General features: G+C 68.7%; 20 protein-coding genes and 2 pseudogenes. 13 read left to right on the top strand and 9 right to left on the bottom strand.

Annotated features, from left to right (window positions below; all coding sequences use genetic code 11):
- The first annotated feature begins 57 nt into the window (after positions 1–57).
- The 6 genes from FZP69_RS10775 to FZP69_RS10750 all read left to right on the top strand — a co-directional run bounded on the left by FZP69_RS10775 (position 58) and on the right by FZP69_RS10750 (position 5,307).
- Positions 58–1,053, top strand: coding sequence for a hypothetical protein (locus FZP69_RS10775; protein WP_152041299.1), 996 nt, complete (start codon positions 58–60; stop codon positions 1,051–1,053).
- A 51-nt stretch (positions 1,054–1,104) separates the two neighbouring features.
- Complete coding sequence (gene surE / locus FZP69_RS10770; protein WP_152041298.1) at positions 1,105–1,881, top strand: 5'/3'-nucleotidase SurE; 777 nt, start codon at positions 1,105–1,107, stop codon at positions 1,879–1,881.
- Between the two features lie 168 nt (positions 1,882–2,049).
- The gene (locus FZP69_RS10765; RefSeq protein WP_152041297.1) at positions 2,050–2,619 is read left to right on the top strand and encodes an arsinothricin resistance N-acetyltransferase ArsN1 family B; all 570 of its coding nucleotides are present in this window, start codon (positions 2,050–2,052) and stop codon (positions 2,617–2,619) included.
- A 158-nt stretch (positions 2,620–2,777) separates the two neighbouring features.
- Positions 2,778–3,125: a transcriptional regulator FilR1 domain-containing protein gene (locus tag FZP69_RS22535; RefSeq protein ID WP_192918539.1), complete on the top strand. Its 348-nt coding sequence runs from the start codon at positions 2,778–2,780 to the stop codon at positions 3,123–3,125.
- 413 nt (positions 3,126–3,538) lie between these two features.
- Positions 3,539–4,432: a winged helix-turn-helix domain-containing protein gene (locus FZP69_RS23510; RefSeq protein WP_449329022.1), complete on the top strand. Its 894-nt coding sequence runs from the start codon at positions 3,539–3,541 to the stop codon at positions 4,430–4,432.
- Between the two features lie 179 nt (positions 4,433–4,611).
- Positions 4,612–5,307: a zinc ribbon domain-containing protein gene (locus FZP69_RS10750; protein WP_152041294.1), complete on the top strand. Its 696-nt coding sequence runs from the start codon at positions 4,612–4,614 to the stop codon at positions 5,305–5,307.
- A gap of 457 nt (positions 5,308–5,764) precedes the next feature.
- Here the strand turns inward: FZP69_RS10750 and FZP69_RS10745 are convergent, their stop codons facing one another.
- The 4 genes and pseudogenes from FZP69_RS10745 to FZP69_RS10730 all read right to left on the bottom strand — a co-directional run bounded on the left by FZP69_RS10745 (position 5,765) and on the right by FZP69_RS10730 (position 8,022).
- Entirely contained in the window at positions 5,765–6,226 is a 462-nt protein-coding gene (locus tag FZP69_RS10745) for a hypothetical protein (RefSeq protein WP_152041293.1), read from the bottom strand.
- Positions 6,227–6,545 (bottom strand): annotated as a pseudogene (locus tag FZP69_RS10740) (hypothetical protein).
- A 179-nt stretch (positions 6,546–6,724) separates the two neighbouring features.
- Positions 6,725–7,015, bottom strand: coding sequence for a chorismate mutase (locus FZP69_RS10735; protein ID WP_152041292.1), 291 nt, complete (start codon positions 7,013–7,015; stop codon positions 6,725–6,727).
- Between the two features lie 89 nt (positions 7,016–7,104).
- On the bottom strand, positions 7,105–8,022 hold the full coding sequence (locus FZP69_RS10730) for a shikimate kinase (protein WP_152041291.1): 918 nt from the start codon (positions 8,020–8,022) through the stop codon (positions 7,105–7,107).
- 105 nt (positions 8,023–8,127) lie between these two features.
- On the opposite strand from FZP69_RS10730, the pseudogene FZP69_RS10725 reads away from it, so the two are divergent.
- Positions 8,128–8,559, top strand: a pseudogene (locus tag FZP69_RS10725) (DUF5796 family protein); the annotation flags it as partial.
- A 128-nt stretch (positions 8,560–8,687) separates the two neighbouring features.
- Complete coding sequence (locus FZP69_RS10720; protein WP_152041289.1) at positions 8,688–8,921, top strand: DUF7508 domain-containing protein; 234 nt, start codon at positions 8,688–8,690, stop codon at positions 8,919–8,921.
- Between the two features lie 54 nt (positions 8,922–8,975).
- Here the strand turns inward: FZP69_RS10720 and FZP69_RS23250 are convergent, their stop codons facing one another.
- Positions 8,976–9,110: a DUF7128 family protein gene (locus tag FZP69_RS23250; RefSeq protein ID WP_275689355.1), complete on the bottom strand. Its 135-nt coding sequence runs from the start codon at positions 9,108–9,110 to the stop codon at positions 8,976–8,978.
- Positions 9,111–9,270: 160 nt separating this feature from the next.
- Between FZP69_RS23250 and FZP69_RS10715 the strand changes: the two genes are divergently transcribed.
- From FZP69_RS10715 to FZP69_RS10700, 4 genes are all read left to right on the top strand, one after another.
- On the top strand, positions 9,271–11,499 hold the full coding sequence (locus FZP69_RS10715) for an AAA family ATPase (protein WP_152041288.1): 2,229 nt from the start codon (positions 9,271–9,273) through the stop codon (positions 11,497–11,499).
- Between the two features lie 158 nt (positions 11,500–11,657).
- The gene (locus FZP69_RS10710) at positions 11,658–11,972 is read left to right on the top strand and encodes a hypothetical protein (protein ID WP_152041287.1); all 315 of its coding nucleotides are present in this window, start codon (positions 11,658–11,660) and stop codon (positions 11,970–11,972) included.
- A 137-nt stretch (positions 11,973–12,109) separates the two neighbouring features.
- Positions 12,110–12,517: a DUF7522 family protein gene (locus FZP69_RS10705; protein ID WP_152041286.1), complete on the top strand. Its 408-nt coding sequence runs from the start codon at positions 12,110–12,112 to the stop codon at positions 12,515–12,517.
- A 177-nt stretch (positions 12,518–12,694) separates the two neighbouring features.
- On the top strand, positions 12,695–13,117 hold the full coding sequence (locus tag FZP69_RS10700) for a hypothetical protein (protein WP_152041285.1): 423 nt from the start codon (positions 12,695–12,697) through the stop codon (positions 13,115–13,117).
- A 45-nt stretch (positions 13,118–13,162) separates the two neighbouring features.
- Here the strand turns inward: FZP69_RS10700 and FZP69_RS10695 are convergent, their stop codons facing one another.
- Complete coding sequence (locus FZP69_RS10695) at positions 13,163–16,012, bottom strand: DEAD/DEAH box helicase (RefSeq protein ID WP_240137547.1); 2,850 nt, start codon at positions 16,010–16,012, stop codon at positions 13,163–13,165.
- Positions 16,013–16,112: 100 nt separating this feature from the next.
- Here FZP69_RS10695 and FZP69_RS10690 point away from each other — a divergent pair, with 100 nt between their 5' ends.
- Entirely contained in the window at positions 16,113–16,391 is a 279-nt protein-coding gene (locus tag FZP69_RS10690) for a hypothetical protein (RefSeq protein ID WP_152041284.1), read from the top strand.
- Between the two features lie 98 nt (positions 16,392–16,489).
- On the opposite strand, the gene FZP69_RS10685 is transcribed toward FZP69_RS10690, so the two are convergent.
- The 3 genes from FZP69_RS10685 to FZP69_RS10675 are packed head-to-tail and all read right to left on the bottom strand — an operon-like array spanning position 16,490 to position 20,586.
- Entirely contained in the window at positions 16,490–17,368 is an 879-nt protein-coding gene (locus FZP69_RS10685; RefSeq protein ID WP_152041283.1) for a metallophosphoesterase, read from the bottom strand.
- The gene (locus FZP69_RS10680; RefSeq protein WP_152041282.1) at positions 17,369–19,288 is read right to left on the bottom strand and encodes a hypothetical protein; all 1,920 of its coding nucleotides are present in this window, start codon (positions 19,286–19,288) and stop codon (positions 17,369–17,371) included.
- Complete coding sequence (locus tag FZP69_RS10675; protein WP_152041281.1) at positions 19,285–20,586, bottom strand: Single-stranded DNA binding protein; 1,302 nt, start codon at positions 20,584–20,586, stop codon at positions 19,285–19,287. The genes FZP69_RS10680 and FZP69_RS10675 overlap by 4 nt, the downstream gene beginning before the upstream one ends.
- Positions 20,587–20,601: the final 15 nt, after the last annotated feature.

The following is a 20,601-nucleotide window of genomic DNA, read 5'->3' as shown; positions in this document are numbered from 1 at the left end:
ATCAACAGAGATACCAGCGGCGACAGCGTTAACCGCCGCCGTCGAACAGCGTCGGGTATGTACCGGCGCTCTCTACTCGTCGCCGTCGCGGGGTGTGCCGGATGTGCAGGCGTCCCCTTCGGTGGTGGTGACGGCGATTCGCTGGCCGGCAGCGACGGGACCGGCGATGACGGGAGAGCCGGCGAGCCCATCGAGACGACCACGGACGCGGAACCGACCGCCGGCACGACACCGGACCGGCGGACGGACGACGCCCCGTCTGCGGCGGAGCTCGAGCGGATGGACGTCGAGGAGTTGCTCGCGCTCGCTCGGAGCCAAATCGACCGCGCCGTCGACGCGTACGCCGGCGAGGACGAGCCGTTGACGGCCGTGACGGCCGCGACGGACTCGTTCGATCCCTCCGAGGCGATCGAACAGCTGTACCGTGCACGGGCGGCTTACGAGGTCGCGGACCGACAGGGGATCACGGCCGAGCAGGTGGAGACGATCCGTCGGCTCCGACAGGTCGAGGAATTCCTCCGGCTCGCGATCGACAGCCAGGCGCTCCTCGTCGCGGCCCACGCCGACCTCGGAGCGCTCACCGAGGCCGTCGAGTACGTCGACGCCGAGACGGTTCGCTCGACCAGGGACCGCGTCGGCAGCCGACACGAGCAGGCGACCGACATCCTCTCCAGGTTGTCACAGACGCGCTACAGGACGGCAGTGACCGTCGTCGACCGCCTGTCGCGGGACGGCTACGACGCCAAGCGGCTCCAGCTGGAGACGGAGACCGAACTGCTCCGGCGGCTCGTCGTGGCGACCGCCGAGGTGCTCGAGGGCGTCAGACTCCTCTCGCGTGCCCGCGGGAAACGGCAGAGCGGATCGCCGTACGCCGCCGCCTCACTGGGCAACGACGCCGAGCGGGCGCTGGGGCGTGGGGTCGCGGCGCTCGACGGCGTCGCCCGGAACGTCCCGCCACAGGGACGGGGGTTCTCGGGCGTCATCACGGAACTCCGGAGGGTGACCGAGGACCGTCGTGCCGAGGCCCGGACCCTCCACGAGACCGTCGGCTGACCAGTGCGGCCCAAGCGGAGTGCTTTTGCACGCACCGTCGATGTGTGACCCATGGAGATCCTCCTGACGAACGACGACGGGATCGACAGCGTGGGCTTCCGTGCGCTGTACGACGCGCTGTCGTCGGTCGCCGATGTGACCGCCGTGGCACCCGCGGAGGACAAGAGTGCGGTCGGGAGACAGATGTCGGCGGACGTGCTCGTCGAGGAGCACTCCCTGGGCTACGCGATCCACGGGACGCCCGCGGACTGCACGGTCGTCGGGCTGGAGTCGCTCTGCCCCGACGTCGACATGGTCGTCGCCGGCTGCAACAAGGGGGCGAACCTCGGAGCGTACGTCCTGGGGCGCTCGGGCACCGTCTCGGCCGCCGTGGAGGCGGCGTTCTTCGACGTGCCCGCCATCGCCGTCTCGTTGTACGTCCCCGGCGGCGACGCGCCGTGGGCGGAACTCGCCACGGACGTTGCCGACTACCGCCCGGCGACGGACGCCGCGAGATATCTGGCTGCCCACGCCTCCGAGGCGGGCGTCTTCGAGGAGGCCGACTACCTGAACGTCAACGCGCCGCTGGACGCCGCGGACGAACCGGAGATGCGGATCACGGAGCCGTCGACGCTGTACGACATGACCGCCCGCCCCGACGGCGACGACCGCCTCGCCCTCCACGATCGAGTGTGGGAACGGATGCGGGCGAACGACCTCCCCGACCCCGAGGGGACCGACCGTCGCGCGGTCGTCGACGGTCACGTGAGCGTCTCACCACTGCTCGCCCCCCATCCGACGCGACACCACGAGGCGCTCGACGGTCTCGCGGTCGCCTACCGCGACTGACGCCGCCGGTGTGACGCGACGAACGCGACCGACAGCGCCGTCGAAAGCGCCGCGACCGGGCCGAAGCCGTCGAACCGTGCGTACTGGCCGTCCGGTCGAATACGACCCGCGTGACTGGGGGTGAGAGCGACCGCCAGGCTTTACCCTCCCTCGTCGCCCGCTCGTATCATGAGCGGCACACTCCGGATGGCCACCTCGGCCGACGCACCGGCGGTCCAGCGCATCTACGCTCCGTACGTCGAGGAGACGCCGATAACCTTCGAGACGACGGTTCCCGCGGTCGAGACGCTCGCGTCGAAGCTCTCCGAGACGCTTCGACGCGACCCGTGGCTCGTGTACGAACACGACGACGGCGTGGTCGGCTACGCGTACGCCGGTCCCCTCCGCGAGCGCGACGCCTACCGCTGGGCCGTCGAACTCTCCGTCTACGTCGACTCGTCGGCACGGCGGCAGGGCGTCGGGTACGCGCTCTACGACGCGTTGCTGGCTCTCCTCACGGCACAGGGGTACGCGAGCGCGTACGGTGGCGTCACGCTTCCCAATCCGGCGAGCGTCGCGCTCCACGAACGCTGCGGCTTCGAGCACGTCGGTACGTTCCCCGACGTCGGCTACAAACACGACGATTGGCACGACGTCGGCTGGTGGCGACGACGGCTGACGGCATCGGCAGCCCCCGATCCGCCGCGACCGATCGACACGCTCGACGACGCCGTCTTGCGCGAGGCGCTCGCCGGGTGAGTGGACGTCCGCGTCTCCGAGGGCCCGTATCTCCTGTTTCACTGTCCCATCGGCGGGAGGTCTTCCGTCGAACGGACGTGCCGTGTGAGGTCGACGCACGTCTCAAGCAGGTTCACCAATGTACGCTCAACGGCCCGCTGCGTCACGATGTCCTCGATGTGTGTCTCCTTCGACAGCTCGCGCGGCTGCTTCAGGTCGTCGGTGTACTGGTCGACGCACCGGAGTTCGTCCTCTCCGAAGCGTTGGCAGACAGCCTTCGACGGCGGCGAGACGACGCCGTGACGTCTCTGCTCGACAGCGGAACGGTGCTCTGGCGAACCGCGAGTCACGTTCCCTTCGGCGTCTTCGTCGTCCGTGGCGAGGAGAGCCGAATGGGTATCGAGTTCAGAGACGGGAACCTCGTGACCGGATTACTGCTGAACGAGACCGTGGAGAGCATCGACTGGGCCGAAGAACGGATCTCGAGGTACAGATCCGACGCCGAACGAGTACGCGCAAGCCGGTGAGTGTCGGGGGGACGCTCTAGTATCCGTACCCGTCGTTACCGGGACCGTCTGTGCTCCGCGTTCTCCAACTCGGCGAATTCCACCATACGTGGTAGTGGATAAGAGCCGACACTCGCGTCCGATCTTCCGAGGTCGCGGGCGCAGCGCTCGAAAAGCAGTTGTCCGGCCCGCAGTAGAATAGTGGATATTTCGTTGAATCCGCAATCGCTGATATATTTCGACCGCCGTGTTGACGACTGGGACGAGTTCGGCAAGACGAAAACGATCCGATCGACCACCTCAAACGGGCCTCTCGCGTCGATCACGCCGACACGTACGGGGTACTGATTATCCCCGGCATGGGGCCACAGTTTCCCAGCACCATTCGCAGTTAGCCCCGGAATTTGAGTACATCCGCTCCGTATCTCCCCATCATGCAGGGGGTTCGATCATCCGACGCGTTCGATATGTTAGCGGACGAAACCCGGATCCGAATTCTCCAAGAACTCGGGCGAGCACGAGGTGGGGATGGGGCAGAGCCCAAGACGTACAGCGACCTGATGGAGGCCGTCAGTGTTCGCGATAGCGGTCGATTCAACTACCATCTGACGAAACTCCGCGATCACTTCGTCAACCAGGCAGAGGACGGATATGTACTCTCCTACGAGGGGGTGCTGGTCTATCGCTCGATCATCTCCGGAACGTGGTCCGGACAGCCCCCCACCGAAACGTTCCCTGTGGGGAGCCACTGTCACGAATGTAGCGGTGAACTGCTCGCCAGACCCGACGACCACATCCTCCATATCGTCTGTAGTGATTGTGAGACGACGTTCCTCGCGGGCTATCTCCCCCCACGAGGATACTCCGATCGATCGAATCAGGCCGTCCTTGACGCGCTCAACGATCGGGTTCGTCACCAGATGAAGCAGATTACACGCTCGGTGTGTCCGTGGTGTTCCGGGAAGACGAACGCCGGTGTCGTTCCGGTAACGGACACGCCGCTTCACGACCGACCGATCGAGTTGGCGGTGCAGCACGAATGTCACCAGTGTGAGGCCCACGCGTGGATGACTATCGGCCAACGCCTCCTCGACCACCCGGCTGTCGTCTCGTTCTACTACCGCCACGGTATCGACCTCACCGACCGAGCCGTCTGGGAGTTGCCGTTCGCGGTGACCGATCGGTGTACGACTGTGCGCGAAGATGACCCGCTTCGCGTCGCCCTCGCGATCGACCGTGAACGGGACCACCTCGACATCATGATCGACGAACACGCAGCCGTCACCGATGTCACCTGGGACTGGGTGGGGGGGCACCCGTCGGAGTGAGATAGATGTGGAGAGCCGAAGTCCGGTCGGATGGGAATGGCGGACTGGGTCGATAGATCCGCGCACCGCTCCAACCCGACCGGCGTCACGAGATCCCGTAGCAGGCGTGAAAACCTCTCTGTGAAGAGCGGTTCACAAAACGTACTTTATCGGCCAGCGATCAATAGTCTCCCGGACCGATGAGCGAGGATTCCTGGCGATTCCGAACCACGAACGGGGTCGTGACTGTCCGGGAGGACGCGATCGGGATTCGGTCGACGCCGGGGTACTTCTTGGCCGGCCAGCGGAGTCGCTGGCGGTCCGGTGATCGGTGGGAACGGGGAAAATTCGTGGTCAGCGCCGGTGGCCTGCTCTCGTCGATACTCGGAACGGCCTACCACGTCTCCCAGGTAGGGGTCGCTGGCGTGGGATTGCGCTCCGCCCCGCACGTGTTCGCCGTCGGTATGTTCGCCTACATGTTCTGGTCGAACCACGTCGGCGAGACCACGATCCCGTTGTCAACCGTCGACACCATCACGATGGACGAAGAGGAGGGAACGCTCGTGATCACACACGCACCGGATCACGACTACTTCGACTCGCTCAGGAGCGAGACGAGCGAAACGACGCTCTCGATTCCCACCGAGGACGACGTCCGGGAGGCCACGGAGATCTTCCGACTGCGTGGGATCGACGTCGAAGAACCCAGTACGGTGGAGGTGAGAACGACGTACAGAGTCATCGTGAAAAGCGGCGTCTGTTTCTGTGAGCGCTGTCGCTCGCAGGTCTCACCGAGTGACAGTACCTGTCCCGCCTGTGGATACGCGATTCGAGTGCGATCGAGTGGGGATCGCACCCCTGGTTCCGTCTCGGACGAGGCCGAATTCGTGTCCTGATCGGAGAGATGGGGTCCGTCACTCGACTCGGTACGAGTGGTACGCACCTACCCTCGTTTCGAGATGTTCGATCGGCGATTCCGTCAGCTGCGGGCTCGGACCTCGCCGCTGAGACGTCAGGCACGTCGCCCGCCGTCCGTGACGAGCGCAGTCGTCAGGCTGAACAGGCCGACGAGCACGATCAGCGCCTGTGCGATACCGTCCACGACTCTGGCCGCCGAGAGGGTTCCTCCAGCACGATGAGGATACCAACTGTGTCGCGGAGTCTCCAGTCCGACATGCATCAAGACGTATTCATGGCTCCGCTGTAGTCAGCGCGTGATTCGTATCAGTCACCGTGGATTTCGACAGAGCCAGCAGAACGGCCCGTTACAGGTCGGTAGTTCGGATCGGGCTACTCGCTATCGCGTTGCCCTCGAAGCGTGGACTGCGCCCGCTCGACGTATGCGTTCGACGACTAGCTGCGAGCGTCACTCATCTCGGTCAAGAACTCGTCGGCTGCGTCGGGTAAAATCGCGCCGTTGCGAACCAGCGCGGTGAGGAGAATCGGAGTCGTGACGAGGCGAGTCTCGGCCAGCAAGGCGTGGACGAGCCCGAGTCGATTGAACTCGTCACAGAGCAGTTGCACGGCGTCGATCTCGTTCGCCAGCGTGCCCGCCGCGTTCTCGCCATCGTCCAGCGGAAACATCTCGTCCAGTTCGACGGAACGCACCTCGAACGAGGCTCGCCGGTCGAGAACCGCCTCTGCCGCTTCACCCGAGCCGTCGTCGGAGGACGCCGTCTCGGTGAGTTCGTCGACGACCTGCGCTGGGACGACCACGGTGTGCGAATCGAGGAGGAGGTCGAGTGGGTTCGGTGAACTGTCCGCCACGGTCCCGAGGCTCACGAGGGCAGACGTGTCGGCGACGATCAGAACCATCTACGGGTCGGCCAGCTCCTCCGCAACCTCGTCCGCGAATTTGTCAGTCAGTGGTTCTTTCAGGAGTCGGAAGTTGGCGGACTCCTCGTGCCCGACGAGGTCCTTCAGTTCCTCGAACGTGATGTCGTCGTCGTAGAAGGCGTTCGCGATCTCCTGTTTCACCTCGTCGGAGTGCGGCGTCCCGCAGGTACTCTCGAAGTGCAGAGATGAGGATGTCCGTCCGATCCCTCTCGAACACCGCCGCGAGCGCGTCGGCCCGATCCACCAGCCCTCTCGGTGCGCGGAACTGGACGCGCTTCTTCTCGGAGCCGGGGCTCATGTGTGTACAGTGTGAGTACAAAATCAAAACGCTCGTCCTCTCGTCGCTGCCTCGTCTTTCGGAGCCACCAGAGGACGGAGACGGGGGTTTTCGCCGAACTCGAATCGAGAGCACAGCGACCGGAAGAGAATCTACTGGACGAAACGGTCGCTGTACGATTCGTATCGCCAAATCGCGGGCTACCGACTCCGCCGCTGTTCGGCCTTGTTCAGCTCGATCAACAGTCGAAACACCGCCTTCACCAGGTTGGCGTCGACCTCAAACCGCTCGGCGTTCGTCGCGGCGCGGTCCATCACGCGTTCCTCCTGCGACTCGTCCGTCGTGGGAAGGCCGCGCTCGGCCTTCACGTCGGCGATGGTGTCGGCGACGTACGTCCGCCGGGCGACGAGTTCGACGATCTCGCGGTCGATGTCTTCGATCTCCGTGCGCAGTTCGTCGAGGTCCATATCCTCGGGCTTCGGTTCTGTCATGCTGGGTGTCGTGTGGTGGGGTAAGGCGTGGTCAGTCGGGGGCGGCCGCGGTGTCGTGGTGACGTGGGAGCGCGTCCAGCAGCCGGCGATCAGAGGACGCGAGCGCCGTCCGTCCGCGTGGTCGTCAGTCGAGTCGTCCCGTCACGCTCGTCCCACATAGCGGCGACGGTTTCTAACTCGTGGCGCTCGCCGACGGCGACGACGCTCGGACCGGTCCCCGAGAGGGAGACGCCCGCCGCGTGCGGCATCGCCTCGACCGCCGGTTCGGTCGGGAAGCCGAGTGCCGCCGAGAACGCGAGGCCGTTGACCGTCATCGCCTCGGCGTACCGACCCTGCTCGGCGAGGTCGGCGACGAGACGGGCCATGGGTGCGACGCGCTCACAGCGAGAGACGTCGGCGTCGGCGCTGTAGGCCCGCTCGGGCGGGGTCCAGACGAGGGCGTCCCAGTCGCGCTCCACCCGCGAACGGAGTTCGTCGGCCGTGTTGTCCGTGAGCGTGACGCCGCCGAGCATCGACGCGGAGGCGTCGTCGAACGCGCCGGTGACCGCCACGCCGGTGTCCCGGGCGGCCGCGACGCCGAGCCGACAGGCGTCGAGCCGACTCACGGCGTCGGAAGGAGTATCGTCGCCGGCTCGGCCAGCGTGTTCGTCTCCGGGTCGGTCGTCGACGACGTCGATGCTGAGCGCCGACAGCGTCGCGAGTACCGTCGCGTTGGCCGCCGCGCTGGACGACTTCAGCCCCGCGGCCATCGGCACCTCGCTCTCCGTGCGGACCCAGCCGCCGGCGACGTCGCTCGCGCCGTACCGCTCGACCGTCAGTTCGACGCACCGCTCGATCAGGCGAGTGTCCGCGTCCGGGGCACCGTCGACCTCGCCGCGGAGCTCGGTCGAGTCGTCGAGTTCGACCGTCGCCGACGTCTCCACGTCGAGCGCGAACGCCGACCCGACGCCCGTGGCGAGGGCGTTCAACACCGTGCCGGCACCGAGCGCGACCGCGCGTCCGTCCATACCGTCTCGTGTGTGAACGGTTCGTTTAGAGGTGACGGTCCCGACGGGGACGGGGCGTCTCCCGAACCCGGGGCCCTCTTTACCGTCCCGCGACTACGGGCCCGTATGAGTGCGCCACACCGCAGCGACGTCGCCCCGAGCACCCTCTCGGTCGCGCTGCTCGACGAGGGCGTCGAGGTCGAGTACACCGACGGCCGCCGGACGCTCTACCGTGGCGTCCCCGAGCGGATGTCGGACACCCTCACGACGAAGCCCGGTCGCGACCTCCACGTGCTGGTGACCGATCCCACGGAATCCGAGGGTGTCCTCGTCTACGTGAACGACCTCAAGACCCACGACGACATCCTCGAATCCACCGGCGTCGGGCGCGTCGTCCTCGGCCACGAGGAGGAAGAAGAGCTGTTTCCCGGCGTGGTCGTCCGCCGCGTCGGTGAACTCCGATTCGAGGTCGACGCCGACCCCGAGGCCGCCCGCGGACGCGTGTTCGCCTTCGTCGAGGACGACTGGAGCGAAGAGTCCTACGAGTTCGTGACCGAGACGGTGGACGACGAGGCCGACGAGACCGACGGGAGCCGGGAGGTCGACGCCGACGGGAGCCGGGAGGTCGACGCCGACGGATCCAACGCGGCCGACGTCGACGAGGCCGGCGTGACGGAGGACGACGCGTGAGCCTCCGCAAACCCTGGAAGCCGCTGTCGAAGGAGACGATCCGGAGCGTGCCGGACCGCTACGGCGTGTACGAACTCGGCGACGACGACGGCAACTCCCTCGGCGTCGACGCCGGGCCGCTACAGGACGAACTGAAAGAGGCGCTCGCGTACGGCGACGGCTCGAAGGTCCGGTGGCAGGTCGCCACCTCGCGCGACCACGCGGAGTCGCTGCTCGACGAACACCGCTGAGTCACCGGTCCGCTCGCCGGCCGTCCCGTGACGACGTCACTGTGGGTGGTCGCGTCACTGCAGATACGACGGCGAATCCGTGTCACAGTGCCCCTCGTGGGCTTCCGCGTCCGCCTCCTCGTCGAACAGCATCCCGCAGTCCTCACACTCGTACCACGTCCCGTCCTCGCGGCGGGTCGTCGTGACCATATCGTGTGGTATGGTGTCACTTGCCTAAATGCTTCCCCCGACTGACGGTGCGCTCCCCGACGAGCGATGCGTCCCCTGACAGCTGTTGCGTCCCCCGGTAGACGGTGGAGACGCCGTCGTCGCGCGGAAGGCTAAGTATCGTGGGCTCCCAACCACGGCCATGAGCGACGAGGCGGCGGTCGAACTGACCGTCCGCGGTGCGGAGAAACGCGACGCCGGCCGAGGGATCGCCCGCCTCCCCGAGTCGGCCCGGCGACGACTCGGCGTGTTGAGTGGCGACACGGTCCTCGTCGAGGCCGAGCGGGCGACGGTCGCGAAGGTGTGGCCCGGCCGCGGCGGGCTCGCCCCCGACAGCATCCAGATCGACGCCGACACGCGGGCCAACGCCGGTGTGAAGATCGGCGAGCGGGTCAGGGTCTCCGCGGTTGACGTCGACGAGGCCGACGCGATCACCGTCGTCGCACCCGGGCGCGTCACCGACGAGGACGCCCTGGAACGCCACGTCAAGCGCGGCCTCCGGGGTCGGCCCGTCCAAGAGGGCGACCGCGTCCACCTCGAACACCTGAGCGACGCCCCCTTCCTCGTCCACGCCACCAAACCCGACGGGACCGTGAGCGTGACCGACACGACGAAGGTGTTCGTCCGGATGCGCGGGTCGGCGACGGACGCGAGAGCGGACGACGCCGCGGGGGAATCCACGGCGGATCGGTCGGCTGGCTCCCGGATGGGCGGCGAGTCCGGCCCTACCGACGAGGCCCGAACGACGGGCGAGACGGCGGTCGGCTCGGAATCGAGCGGCGGGGAGACGGGCGTCACCTACGAGGACATCGGGGGACTCGACCGCGAGCTCGAACTCGTCCGCGAGATGATCGAACTGCCCCTGTCGGAACCCGAGGTGTTCGCCCACCTCGGCGTCGACCCACCCAAGGGCGTCCTGCTGCACGGTCCCCCCGGGACGGGCAAGACGCTGATCGCGAAGGCCGTCGCCAACGAGGTCGACGCCTCCTTCCACACCGTGTCGGGTCCCGAGATCATGTCCAAGTACAAGGGCGACTCCGAGGAGAACCTCCGACGAGTGTTCCAGCGGGCCCGCGAGGAGTCGCCCGCGATCGTCTTCTTCGACGAGATCGACTCCATCGCCGCCAAACGCGACGACGACTCGGACGTCGAGAACCGGATCGTCGGCCAGCTCCTCTCGCTCATGGACGGGCTTGACGCCCGCGGTGAGGTGGTCGTCATCGGGGCGACCAACCGGGTCGACACGCTCGATCCCGCGCTCCGACGGGGCGGGCGGTTCGACCGCGAGATCGAGATCGGCGTGCCGAACGAGCGCGGTCGTCGCGAGGTGCTCGAGGTCCACACCCGGCGGATGCCGCTCGCCGACGACGTCGACCTCGACCGTCTCTCCCAACGGACCCACGGCTTCGTCGGTGCCGACCTCGAATCACTGACCACCGAGGCGGCGATGACGGCGCTCCGTCGCCGAGACCGGGGGACCGCGCTCGGCGACCTCCGGGTGACCCGTGCCGACTTCGAGACGGCGATGGCGAGCGTCGAGCCCTCGGCCATGCGGGAGTACGTCGCCGAGAAGCCGACCGAGGGGTTCGACGCCGTCGGCGGCCTCGACGACGTGAAGGCGGCGCTCGACCGCGCCGTCTCGTGGCCGCTCACGTACGGGCCGCTGTTCGAGGCGGCCGACGCCGCCCCACCCTCCGGCGTGCTCCTCCACGGCCCGCCGGGCACCGGCAAGACGCTCCTGGCGCGCGCGGTCGCCGGCGAGTCCGGCGTCAACTTCATCAACGTCGCCGGACCCGAACTCCTCGACCGCTACGTCGGCGAGTCGGAGAAGTCCGTCCGCGAGCTGTTCGAACGGGCCCGCCAGACCGCACCGGCGATCGTCTTCTTCGACGAGATCGACGCCATCGCCTCCCGGCGCGGCGGCGGAGGTGGCGACACGGAGGTGACAGAGCGGGTGGTCTCGCAGTTGTTGACCGAACTCGACCGGGCCGCGGCGAATCCCTCGCTCGTGGTGCTCGCCGCCACGAACCGCCGCGAGGCGCTCGACCCGGCGCTGTTACGCCCCGGGCGGTTCGAGCAGCATATCGAGGTGCCGCTGCCGGACGAGGCCGCCCGGCGGGCGATCCTCGCGGTCCACACCCGGGAGAAGCCGCTCGCCGACGACGTCGATCTCGACGCGCTCGCCGAGCGGACGGCCGGCTTCTCGGGAGCCGACCTCGAAGCGCTCTGCCGCGAGGCCGCCGTGCGGGCGGTCACCGCCGTCGCCGAACGCTACGACGGCGCGGAGGCCAACGACCACGCCGACGAACTCGTCGTCGGACACGAGGCGTTCGAGGCCGCGTTCGCGACCGTCTCGCCCGCGACCGACTGAGCCGTCACCAGCGGACTGCGAACCACCGGACGACGACCGCCCTCTCGACGGGTCCGGCGAGAGAGTTCAGACGTCAGCTACGTTTATTTTCCCTGCGCGCGATATGAGTGTATGGTAGACAGGTCTCGCAGCGCGTCTCTCACCGGTGGTGTCGACAGATGAGAACCCCGTGGCTGACGAAGGTGCGCCGCGAGTGGGCCGCGCTCACCGGCGGGCCGGTGTCGTTCTCGTGGTGGATGCTACGGGCGTTCTTCCGCGTCGTCTTCGGTGTCGCCCTCATCGGCGGACTGAGTCTCCTCCACCTCAACGCGGAGCTGGTGCAAGCAGTGACCGACGGGGCCGCGTCGCCGCTCGCGATCGTGGCGTGGGCGCTCACGATGCCCGAGTACCTGGGACTGCTCGCGATCGCGGCGACCGCCTCGTTCGCCCTCCCGTTCCTCCCCGACCGCGATCCGCACGACAACCAGTACTGACTGCCAGCGGCCCACGGATCTGGATGCGCCTTCCCGACGAGATTTCACGGCGGCGACCGGCGGACCACGGAACCGAGACGACGGCACCGACCGCCTGCGTCCCCATCTTCTTATAGCTGGGCTGCGGCGTTTCGCCCATGAGCGACGATACCCCGACGGACGTCGAACTCCTCCCCGAGGAGGCACGAGGGCACCTCGCCACGACGTGCCGGACCGCCGCGGGCGACAGCGTCCGCTCCGTGATCTACTTCTCGCGCACCGACTACGAACAGGTCTACCTCCGCGGTGACCTCGAGCGCGACGCCGACCTCGACACCTTCGTCGGGAGCGAGTGGCAGGACTTCAACATTACCCAGAACGCCTACCAGGGCTCCGAACTCGGCGACTACCGCTACACCATCCGGGTGTTCGAGAACGGCTTCCTGATCAGAGTGACGACCCGAAACCACGGCGTCATCATCACCACCGACAACGTCACCCTCCGCGACTTCGAGGAGCTGGCGACGGCGGTCGGCCACCTCTTCGTCGAGTGGAACCTGGACTGACGGCGACGTCGACCGCGACCTGCTGGTGCCACGTCGAAGCAACCGTGATGCCGCCAGTCTGGATCGGGTCTCGGCCGACCGGAACGGCCCGGGGACGGCCTCTCTCCGCAGAACGGTCTAACTCGCGTTTGAGTCACCACAAGGGATTCCAGGCCGGCAGAGAACCACCCCGAAGACATGAACCGACGTCGCCTGCTCGCCGGAGCCGGCACGGCCGTCGCCGCGGCCATCGCAGGCTGTTTCGGGTCGATCCCTGGTGCCGGGATCGAGACGGACTCCGGAGCCCCGGCGGGCACCGCCGGGCTCCCGACGCGCTTCTGGCTGGAACGCGTGTCGCTCTCCGAATCGGAACGGTCGGGCGTCGATCCGATCGTCTTCGCCGACCTCTCGCCAGCTGAAAAAGAGGTCGTCCGGACCGCGCTGGACGAGGGTGAGTACACCGTCCAGCGGGAGCACAGCGATCCCGCGCTCGACGGCCTCCGCGACCGGATCGAGGCGCGAACCGATGGCGGACTCGAGGCGTACCTCCGTCGCGGGGAGACGTACTACCGTGTCGGCTTCGCGGCCGGCGACCACATCATCGCCCACCCCGACCACTGACCCTCGTCGAAGACGCTCGTCTGCTCGTCTGCTCTGACCACGGGGTCAGTCCCAGAACGACTGCGTCCGCGCGTACTGTCGCTCCTGTTCGAGGATGTCTCGGTAGAAGTCGTCCTCGTCCTCGCGGAGCTTCGAGATGATCCGCGCGGCGTTGTGCGGGCCCACGCCGCGGGCGGCCATCGCGATCACCGCCCGTTTGCCGTGGGCCTGGACGAGACTCGCCGAGCGGTACGCGCGCTGGGTCAGCCGCTCCTGTTCGTCGTCCTTCTCGGGAGCGCGTACGGCCTTCACCGCCTCGTCGTCCCACGGGTTGAGCGCCGCGATCCGCGTCGCCCCACACTCCGGGCACTCCGGCTGGTCGCGCACCCGCCGGACCGTCGTCGTCCGTCGCCACTCCTGACAGTGCAGACAGAAGAGGATGACGCGGTCGTTCTGGATGCGGTCGCGCACCGCCTCGATGACGCTCGCGTCGGCGTTCTCGGGCACCAGCAGTTCGCGACCCGACGACTGCCCGCCCGTCCCGAGCGGGGTGTGCTCGCGAGCCACCTCGAGGGCGACCTCGCCGTCACCCACGCGATCGAGGAGATCGGCCGTCGCGTCGACCGCGAGGTCACGGTGGAACACCTCGCGGACCGCCTCTTCGAACACTGCCGTCCCCTCGAGCGCCGCGAGCAGACGGTCGCCGCCGAACCGCCCCTGGCCCTGGTACCGCTTCAGGGTGCCGAACTTCGCGGCGACCTGCGCCAGCGTGAACTTGAGCGTGTCCGACCGCTTCAGCGCGAGTTCGCAGAGCGCCTCCACGTGGGCGGGGTCCGTCTCCTCGAGGGTCGAGACGAACGTCGACGCGCGCGTCTTCGCCGGCACCTCGAACGTCACTCTGTAGGGGTCGACCTCCATCCCGACCGACGAGCCGGTTCGCTGGCCGACGAGTGCCGCCAGCAACCGTCCCAGCGTCTCGTTCACCTGGTGACCGTTCGTCGAGTTGAGTACGACTTTGCGGGCACTCCCCTCCACCACGAGCCGGTCGTCCGTGGGGAGCGGGTGACCGGCGTCGACGTGGCGTTCGACGGGTTCGAGCGCCCGCTTCGCCGTGTAGGCGTCCGTGGGATAGCGTCGACAGAGGTCGCTCGCGACCGACTCGGCGTCGGCACCACGTTCGAGCTGCGCGCCGGCGACGCCACGGATCTCGCCCACCTCCCGTGCGATCGTCTGCGGGACGGGGATCTCCTGGCCGATCCAGGAGGGAACCTCCCCGGTGGGGTCGGCGATCGGGGTCACGTTCACCCGGCTCTCCTCCTCGTCGATCTCGTCGATGCGCCACATCTCCCCGCGCTGGATGAACGACGCGCCCGGCTCGGCGAAGTTGACGACGAACCGCTCGTCGAGCGTTCCGACCGTCGTCCGCGCGGAGAGGTCGTACACCTCGTACGTCTCCTCGTCGGGGATCATCGAGAGGTTCGCGTAGAAGTACTGCCACGTCCCCGACGACTTCTCCAGGCGGTCGGCCTCCTCGTCCAGCCACACGAGGCGGTTCTTCGACAGCTCCCGCACAACCGACTTGAACTGGTCTTCGGAGAGGTCACTGAACGGGTACGCCCGGGTGACGAGGTCGTACGCCGCCATCGCGCCGATCTCCCCGAGGTCCATCACTAGCCCGACGACCTGGTTGGCGACGACGTCGAGGCTCCCGTGGTGGATGCGTGCGGGCTCGACCGCCCCCTCGAACGCCCGCCGGGCGATGGCCATCGCCTCCAGCGCGTCGTCCGGGTGGCCGACGACGATGGTTCCCTCCGACACCAGGTCCTGGCGGTGTCCCGCACGGCCGACGCGCTGGAGGAGCCGCGCCACCTCGCGCGGACTGCCGTACTGGACGACGTGGTCGACCCGGCCCACGTCGATGCCGAGTTCCATCGACGACGTACAGACGAGCCCGTCGATCTCGCCTGCCTTGAAGCGGTCCTCGACGTCGACCCGCGCCTCCCGCGAGAGCGAGCCGTGGTGGACGCCGACAGGCGCGTCGAGCTTGGTGAACAGCGCGCCCAGCGCCTCGGCTGTCTGCCGCGTGTTGACGAAGATCAGCGTCGACTCGTGCCCGCGGACGAGGTCGCGGATCGTCCGGACGTGCGTGGCCATCTCCTCGTCGCAGGCCAGTTCGCCCGCCAACCGGCGGTCGTCGTCCCGCGGGCGGGGCCAGCGCACCGAAAAGTCGACCCGGCTGCCGACGTCGACCTCGACGATCGTGAACGCACGGTCGCCGGTGAGGAACTTCCCGACCTCCTCGGGCGAGCCCACCGTCGCGGAGAGGCCGATCCGCTGGAAGGCATGGGAGAGGAGGCGGAGTCGTTCGAGCGCCACCGAGAGCTGTGCGCCGCGCTTCGAGGAGGCGAGTTCGTGCACCTCGTCGACGATCACGTGCGAGACGTCCGACAGCGCCGTCCGGAGCTTCGAGCCAGTGAGCATCGCCTGGAGCGTCTCCGGCGTCGTGACGAGCACGTCCGGCGGATCGTTCGCCTGTTTCGTCCGCTGGTACTGCGTGGTGTCGCCGTGGCGGACGTCGACCTCGACGCCCAGCTGGTCGCCCCACCACTCCAGCCGGTCGCGCATATCGCGGTTCAGCGCCCGCAGGGGCGTGATGTACAGCGCCGAGATCCCCTCGCGCTCCTCTGTGGACATCCCACAGATCGCGGAGAAGACGGGGAGCATCGCCGTCTCCGTCTTGCCCGTGCCCGTCGGCGCGATGACGAGCGTGTTCTGCCCCGACGCGAGCGGCGGGATGGCGCGCCGCTGCGGCTCCGTCGGCGTCGAGAAACCCCGCTCGGAGAGCGCGTCGCGCACCTGCGGGTGGAGGTGCGTGAACGCGTCCATCCCCTCGCTCTCGGTCGGGGGACCGGTCATATCCGTACCAGTGACGCGACGGGATTAAGCGGCTCGTTTCGTCGACCCGGCCGAGCGTGGAGCCGGTGGGCTCTTCACCCTCCCTCCCGACTCCCCGGCTATGGCCGACATCGAGGTGGACTACCCCCGGCTGTACTGGCTCTCGTTCGCCGTCGCCGGACTCGTCACGCTGCTCCGTGCGGTCGTCCTGGGTCTCTCGGCCGTCACGCTCCAGACGCTCATCCTCCTCGTCGTCGGGATGGTCGTCCTCGGGACCGCCCTCCGTGGGCTCCGGAGTCCCGAGACGTCCGGGGCCCCGACCGAGCCGACGCCGCTGTTGATCGTCGCCGTCCTCGCGGCGACGGTGTACTCCGTCTTCACGCTGGCGGCCATCGTCTGACCACGGCCGACGCCGGGGATCGGCACGGACGACGGGTCCGTCGCTCGTCCCGTGCCGGTGTCGGGCTGTCGGGAGCCGCGGACGACCGCGAACCCGCCTCACACCCGTCGATACGGGCCCAGTCGGGTGCCGTCGAGGAGATACAGTTCGCCGTGAGGCAGCGCGTCGGGGAGAAAGGGCGAGAGGAACGACTGCCCCTCGACGTTGACCCACGTCCCCCCGGAGCGGTCGTTGAACGCCGGCACGACGACGAGTTCCGTTCCGGAGTCGGCGCGACTCCCCGACTCCTCGCTGTCGCCGTCAGTCTCGGACTCGCTGTCGCCGTCAGTCTCGGACTCGCTGTCGATGCCCTCGACGTGGTCGGCAAACGCGCGCAGATCGAGCCGTCCCCGGAGCCACGCCCGCTCGACCCGGCTTCCACCGACCTCGTCCGCGAGCTTCACCGTCGGGTGTTCGTGTCCCATGCAGACGACGTCGGCGCGGAGGACGTCGGGCGCGGGCCAGGTGTGGCCGTGGACGAACCCCACGGGGCCGAGTCGGACGCCCGTCGCGTCGACGACGTCGAAGGACGCCTTCGTGCGCGATGCCGAGCCCGAGCCGACGGCCGCCGTCGACTCCGCGACGGCGTCGGCGACGCCGCCGTCGTGGTTCCCGGGGACGAGCGTCATCGGGACCCTGTCGGTCACGGCGTCGACCACGGCACGGAGCTCGTCGACCTCGTCCCCATCGGGTCGGCCGATGCGGTGGACGAGATCACCGAGCACGAGCAGTCGGTCGGGTGTGGTCCGGTCGAGGAGGCGCTCGAGGCGGGCGAGCCGGTCGTCCGCCGCGCTCTCCAGCTCGACGCCCCGTTCGTAGCGGAGGCCGACCTCGATACCCGCGTGGTAGTCGGCGAGACAGAGCACGCGCTCGTCGCCGGTCGACGCGACGGCCGCCGGTTCGCCGGGGACCGGCTCTACGAGCGCCCGTCCGGGCATTCAAATGGCCTTCAGCGAGTCTTCCGTGGGTTCGTAACACTGCCCGCTCATCAGTGCGCTCTGGATGGCGTCCTCGACGTCGCCGGGGTCGACGCCGTACTCGTCGACCACCTGCGCCACGACGGCCTCCCGCGCCGCGCCGTCGCCGTCGTCGAGCGCCGTCATCGCCTCGACCGCGGCGGCTTCGAGATCGACGTCGGTCGCGGCGTCGGCGGGTTCGGTCGCGACGGCGGTTTCGGCGTCGGTGGCGTCGGTGGCGTCGGTGGTCCCCCCCTCGGCGGCGTCGGGCTCGGGAGTGGCGGGGTCGGTGGCCGGCTCGTCTGCCGCCGTCGACGTCGCGGTCGGGGCGTCGCTCGCGCCCGGCCCGGAGCCGAGGTCCTCGTCGAGTTCCTCCTCGAGTTCGTCGACCGAGGGGACGTCGATGTCGGCCTCGCCCGCCGGGCCGACCTCGCTCCCGGTAGAGAACTCCGTGCCGAACTCGGCCTCGATCTCCTCGCGTTCCGCCGCGTCCAGTTCGTACATCCCGTCGGCGTCGCTCGCCTGCTCGCCCGTGGGGGCGTCAGTGCTCTCAGTCCCGGGTGCGTCGCTCGCTTCCGAGCCACCGGCGTCGAAGTCGCCGAGTTCGTCGTCGGCCGCCGCCCCGGTCGATCCGGACGACTGCTCCGTGTCGTCGGCCGTGGTGGTCTCGAAGTCGCCCGGCCCGTCGTCGGTCGCCGAGGGCGAATCTGTCGACGGCGACGACTCGGTGGTCGCGGCCGTCGTCTCGTCCTGGCCGACACTGTCGTCGGACGCGGCCGAGGAGTCGGCGTCGGTTTCGATGGTCGATCCGGTGTCGGCTTCGGCCGCTGGCTCGACCGGTCCAGGGTCGGACTCGGTCGCGGAGTCGGCCGACGGACCCGCGTCGGTCGCCTCCGACGACCCGGCGTGCGCGGGGGTCGTCGACTCGGCCGTCTCCGTCGCCGTCCCGTCGACCGACGCGTCCGTGTCCGCCGGCGTCGCCTCGGTCGATTCGGGCTCGTCGGTCGTCGACGCAGTCGGTTCGGCCGTCACCGGAGGTTCGGTTTCGGCCGCGTCGTTCGTCACCGTCGCCGATTCGGCCATCTCGGCCGTCTCGGAGTCGGCGGCTTCCGCATCCGTCGACGCGGTCGGGGCTACGAGGTCGAGGTCGGCGGCGAGCGCCGCGAGGTCGACGTCGCCGCCGACCTCGTCGGGTGCGTGCTCGAGCGGCCGCACCTCCTCGCGGTCCCCGGCGACGACTTCGAGCGCGTCAGTCGCGAGGCGCGACAGCGCCACGAGGTACGTCGGGGTCGTCCCGTAGTGGTCGAGCGCGCGCGGGACGCCCGCGGCGAGCGACGCGTCGACGCCCGCGGTCTGGAGCGCACGCTGGAGGTCGGGGCCGGTCAGTCCAGACCCGAGCGCGGCGGCCATCACGCCGACGCGTTCGAGCGTCGCTTCGGCGGTCGTGACGGTCCAGCGGTCGCGCGTGTCGGCGTCGACCCGGCTCAGCGACTCCGGTCTGACGGAGGTGAAGACGCGGTCGGAGTCCTCGGGCTGGAACGTCCGCGCCTTCCCCGAGAGCGCGACGAACGCCGGCGGCGACGCTCGGTCGAGGAAGGCCATCTCGTCGGGCTGGTACTGCCCGGCGTAGCTGACGAACGCGCCCGTCGGATCGACCACTCTCCCGCGCAGGACGTCGTCGTTGACGCGTTCGACCTCCGTGAGGACGCCGACGGCGAACAGGCGATTGACCCGCGCGCCGCTCGGCGTCACCACGTAGTTCGGGGCGCGCTCCTCGTCGGACTCCGAGTACGAGAGCGAGGCGTCGTCGAACTCGGCGGCGAACAGCCGGTAGGCGACCTCGCGTCTGGGTCGGTCGGTCGCGTCGCCACCGTCCGCGGTCGACCCCGACTGCGAGCTCATATCGACGCCTCCCCGTGGCCGCCGTCGTGGTGGGCGAGGACGTCACGCGCCCGCACCGCCGGGTCGTCGTCGGCCTCGGCGAACTCGGTGGCGTCGAGGTTCGCGCCGTAGTCGTCGACCGAGAGGTTGCCCCGCACCCGATACTCGCGGCCGACGAGCCGGTCGCGGATGCGATCGGCGACGACCTCCTTGTCCATCGCCTCGCGGGCCTGTTCGCGCGCCTCGGCCATCGTCCCACCGTACACTGCCTCGGTGAGCTCGCGGTCGAGGACCACGGTGACCGCGTCGGTCCCGTCGTCGACGATGGCTTTCACGCGCATGTCGTCCTCGCCGTCGACGTCGCCGTGGGAGCGACACTGCCCGTTCTGGAGGACGCGCCCGCAGTCCGGACAGCGCTCGATCAGCCCGGAGCCGTCGCGCACCTCGAGGACGTTGCCGACGATCTCGACGTCGTAGACGCCGCCGGAGGCGACGGCCTCGCGGATCGACAGCCGCGTGGCGGAGTCGCTGACCGCGACCGGCTCCGACCGGGTGGAGACGGTCGTGAACTCCGAGAGGTTCACCGAGGGGACGCCGCGGAACTCACGGACGTAGACGTCTTCGAGCCGGAGGTCGGCACCCTCGCGGACGACGTCGTGAGGCTCCCAGTCGGTGAACGGGAGGCGACCCGAGGCGTCGCCGAGCACGCCGGAGAGGATCTCCGTCTCGCCGTCGCGTCCGTCGATCGTCCGCGCTTCGACCTCGACGACGCGGACGTCGACGGTCCGACCGCGGTCGCCGGGTTCGAGGTCGGACAGCGAGCTCTCGCCGCCGATCCGGTCGTCGAACGGGGTCTCGACCGTCTCCGACGCGATGGCGACCGTCGTCGCGTTCCCCAGGTTGAGTTCGGGGCTTCCGTCCCACTCGCGGACGCCCGCGTTGCCGATCGTGACGGAGTCGCCGGCCTCGAAGCCGAAGTCCTCCCACGACGTGTAGGAGATGGTGCCCGTCGCGTCCGCGAGTTCGCCCTCGCGGATCACCTGTTCTTCGCCCTGGTAGTAGATCGACCGCTGCCCGACCGTGAGCACCCGGACGGTGACGGTGACGTTCCCGTCCTCGGTCGTGATCGCACCGACGTCCTTCGTCGACGGGGCCGACGTGGAGCCACCCCCGGAGTCGCCGTGTTTCCGCCGGACGCTCTGTTTCGCCTCGTCGAGCGGGACGCTGTACTGCAGCAGGTTCTGCAGGTCCGCCTTGACCTCCGCTTTGTCGACGCCGAGGGCGGAGGCGAGCTCCTCGGCATGGTGATCGATGTCCATCGGACGGAGGTATGG

The organism is Salinigranum salinum, from assembly GCF_009176545.1.
In the GTDB taxonomy this organism is placed as follows: Archaea; Halobacteriota; Halobacteria; order Halobacteriales; family Haloferacaceae; genus Salinigranum; species Salinigranum salinum.
The sequence above is the reverse complement of the archived record's forward strand: the minus strand, read 5'-3'. Positions and strand labels throughout refer to the sequence as shown.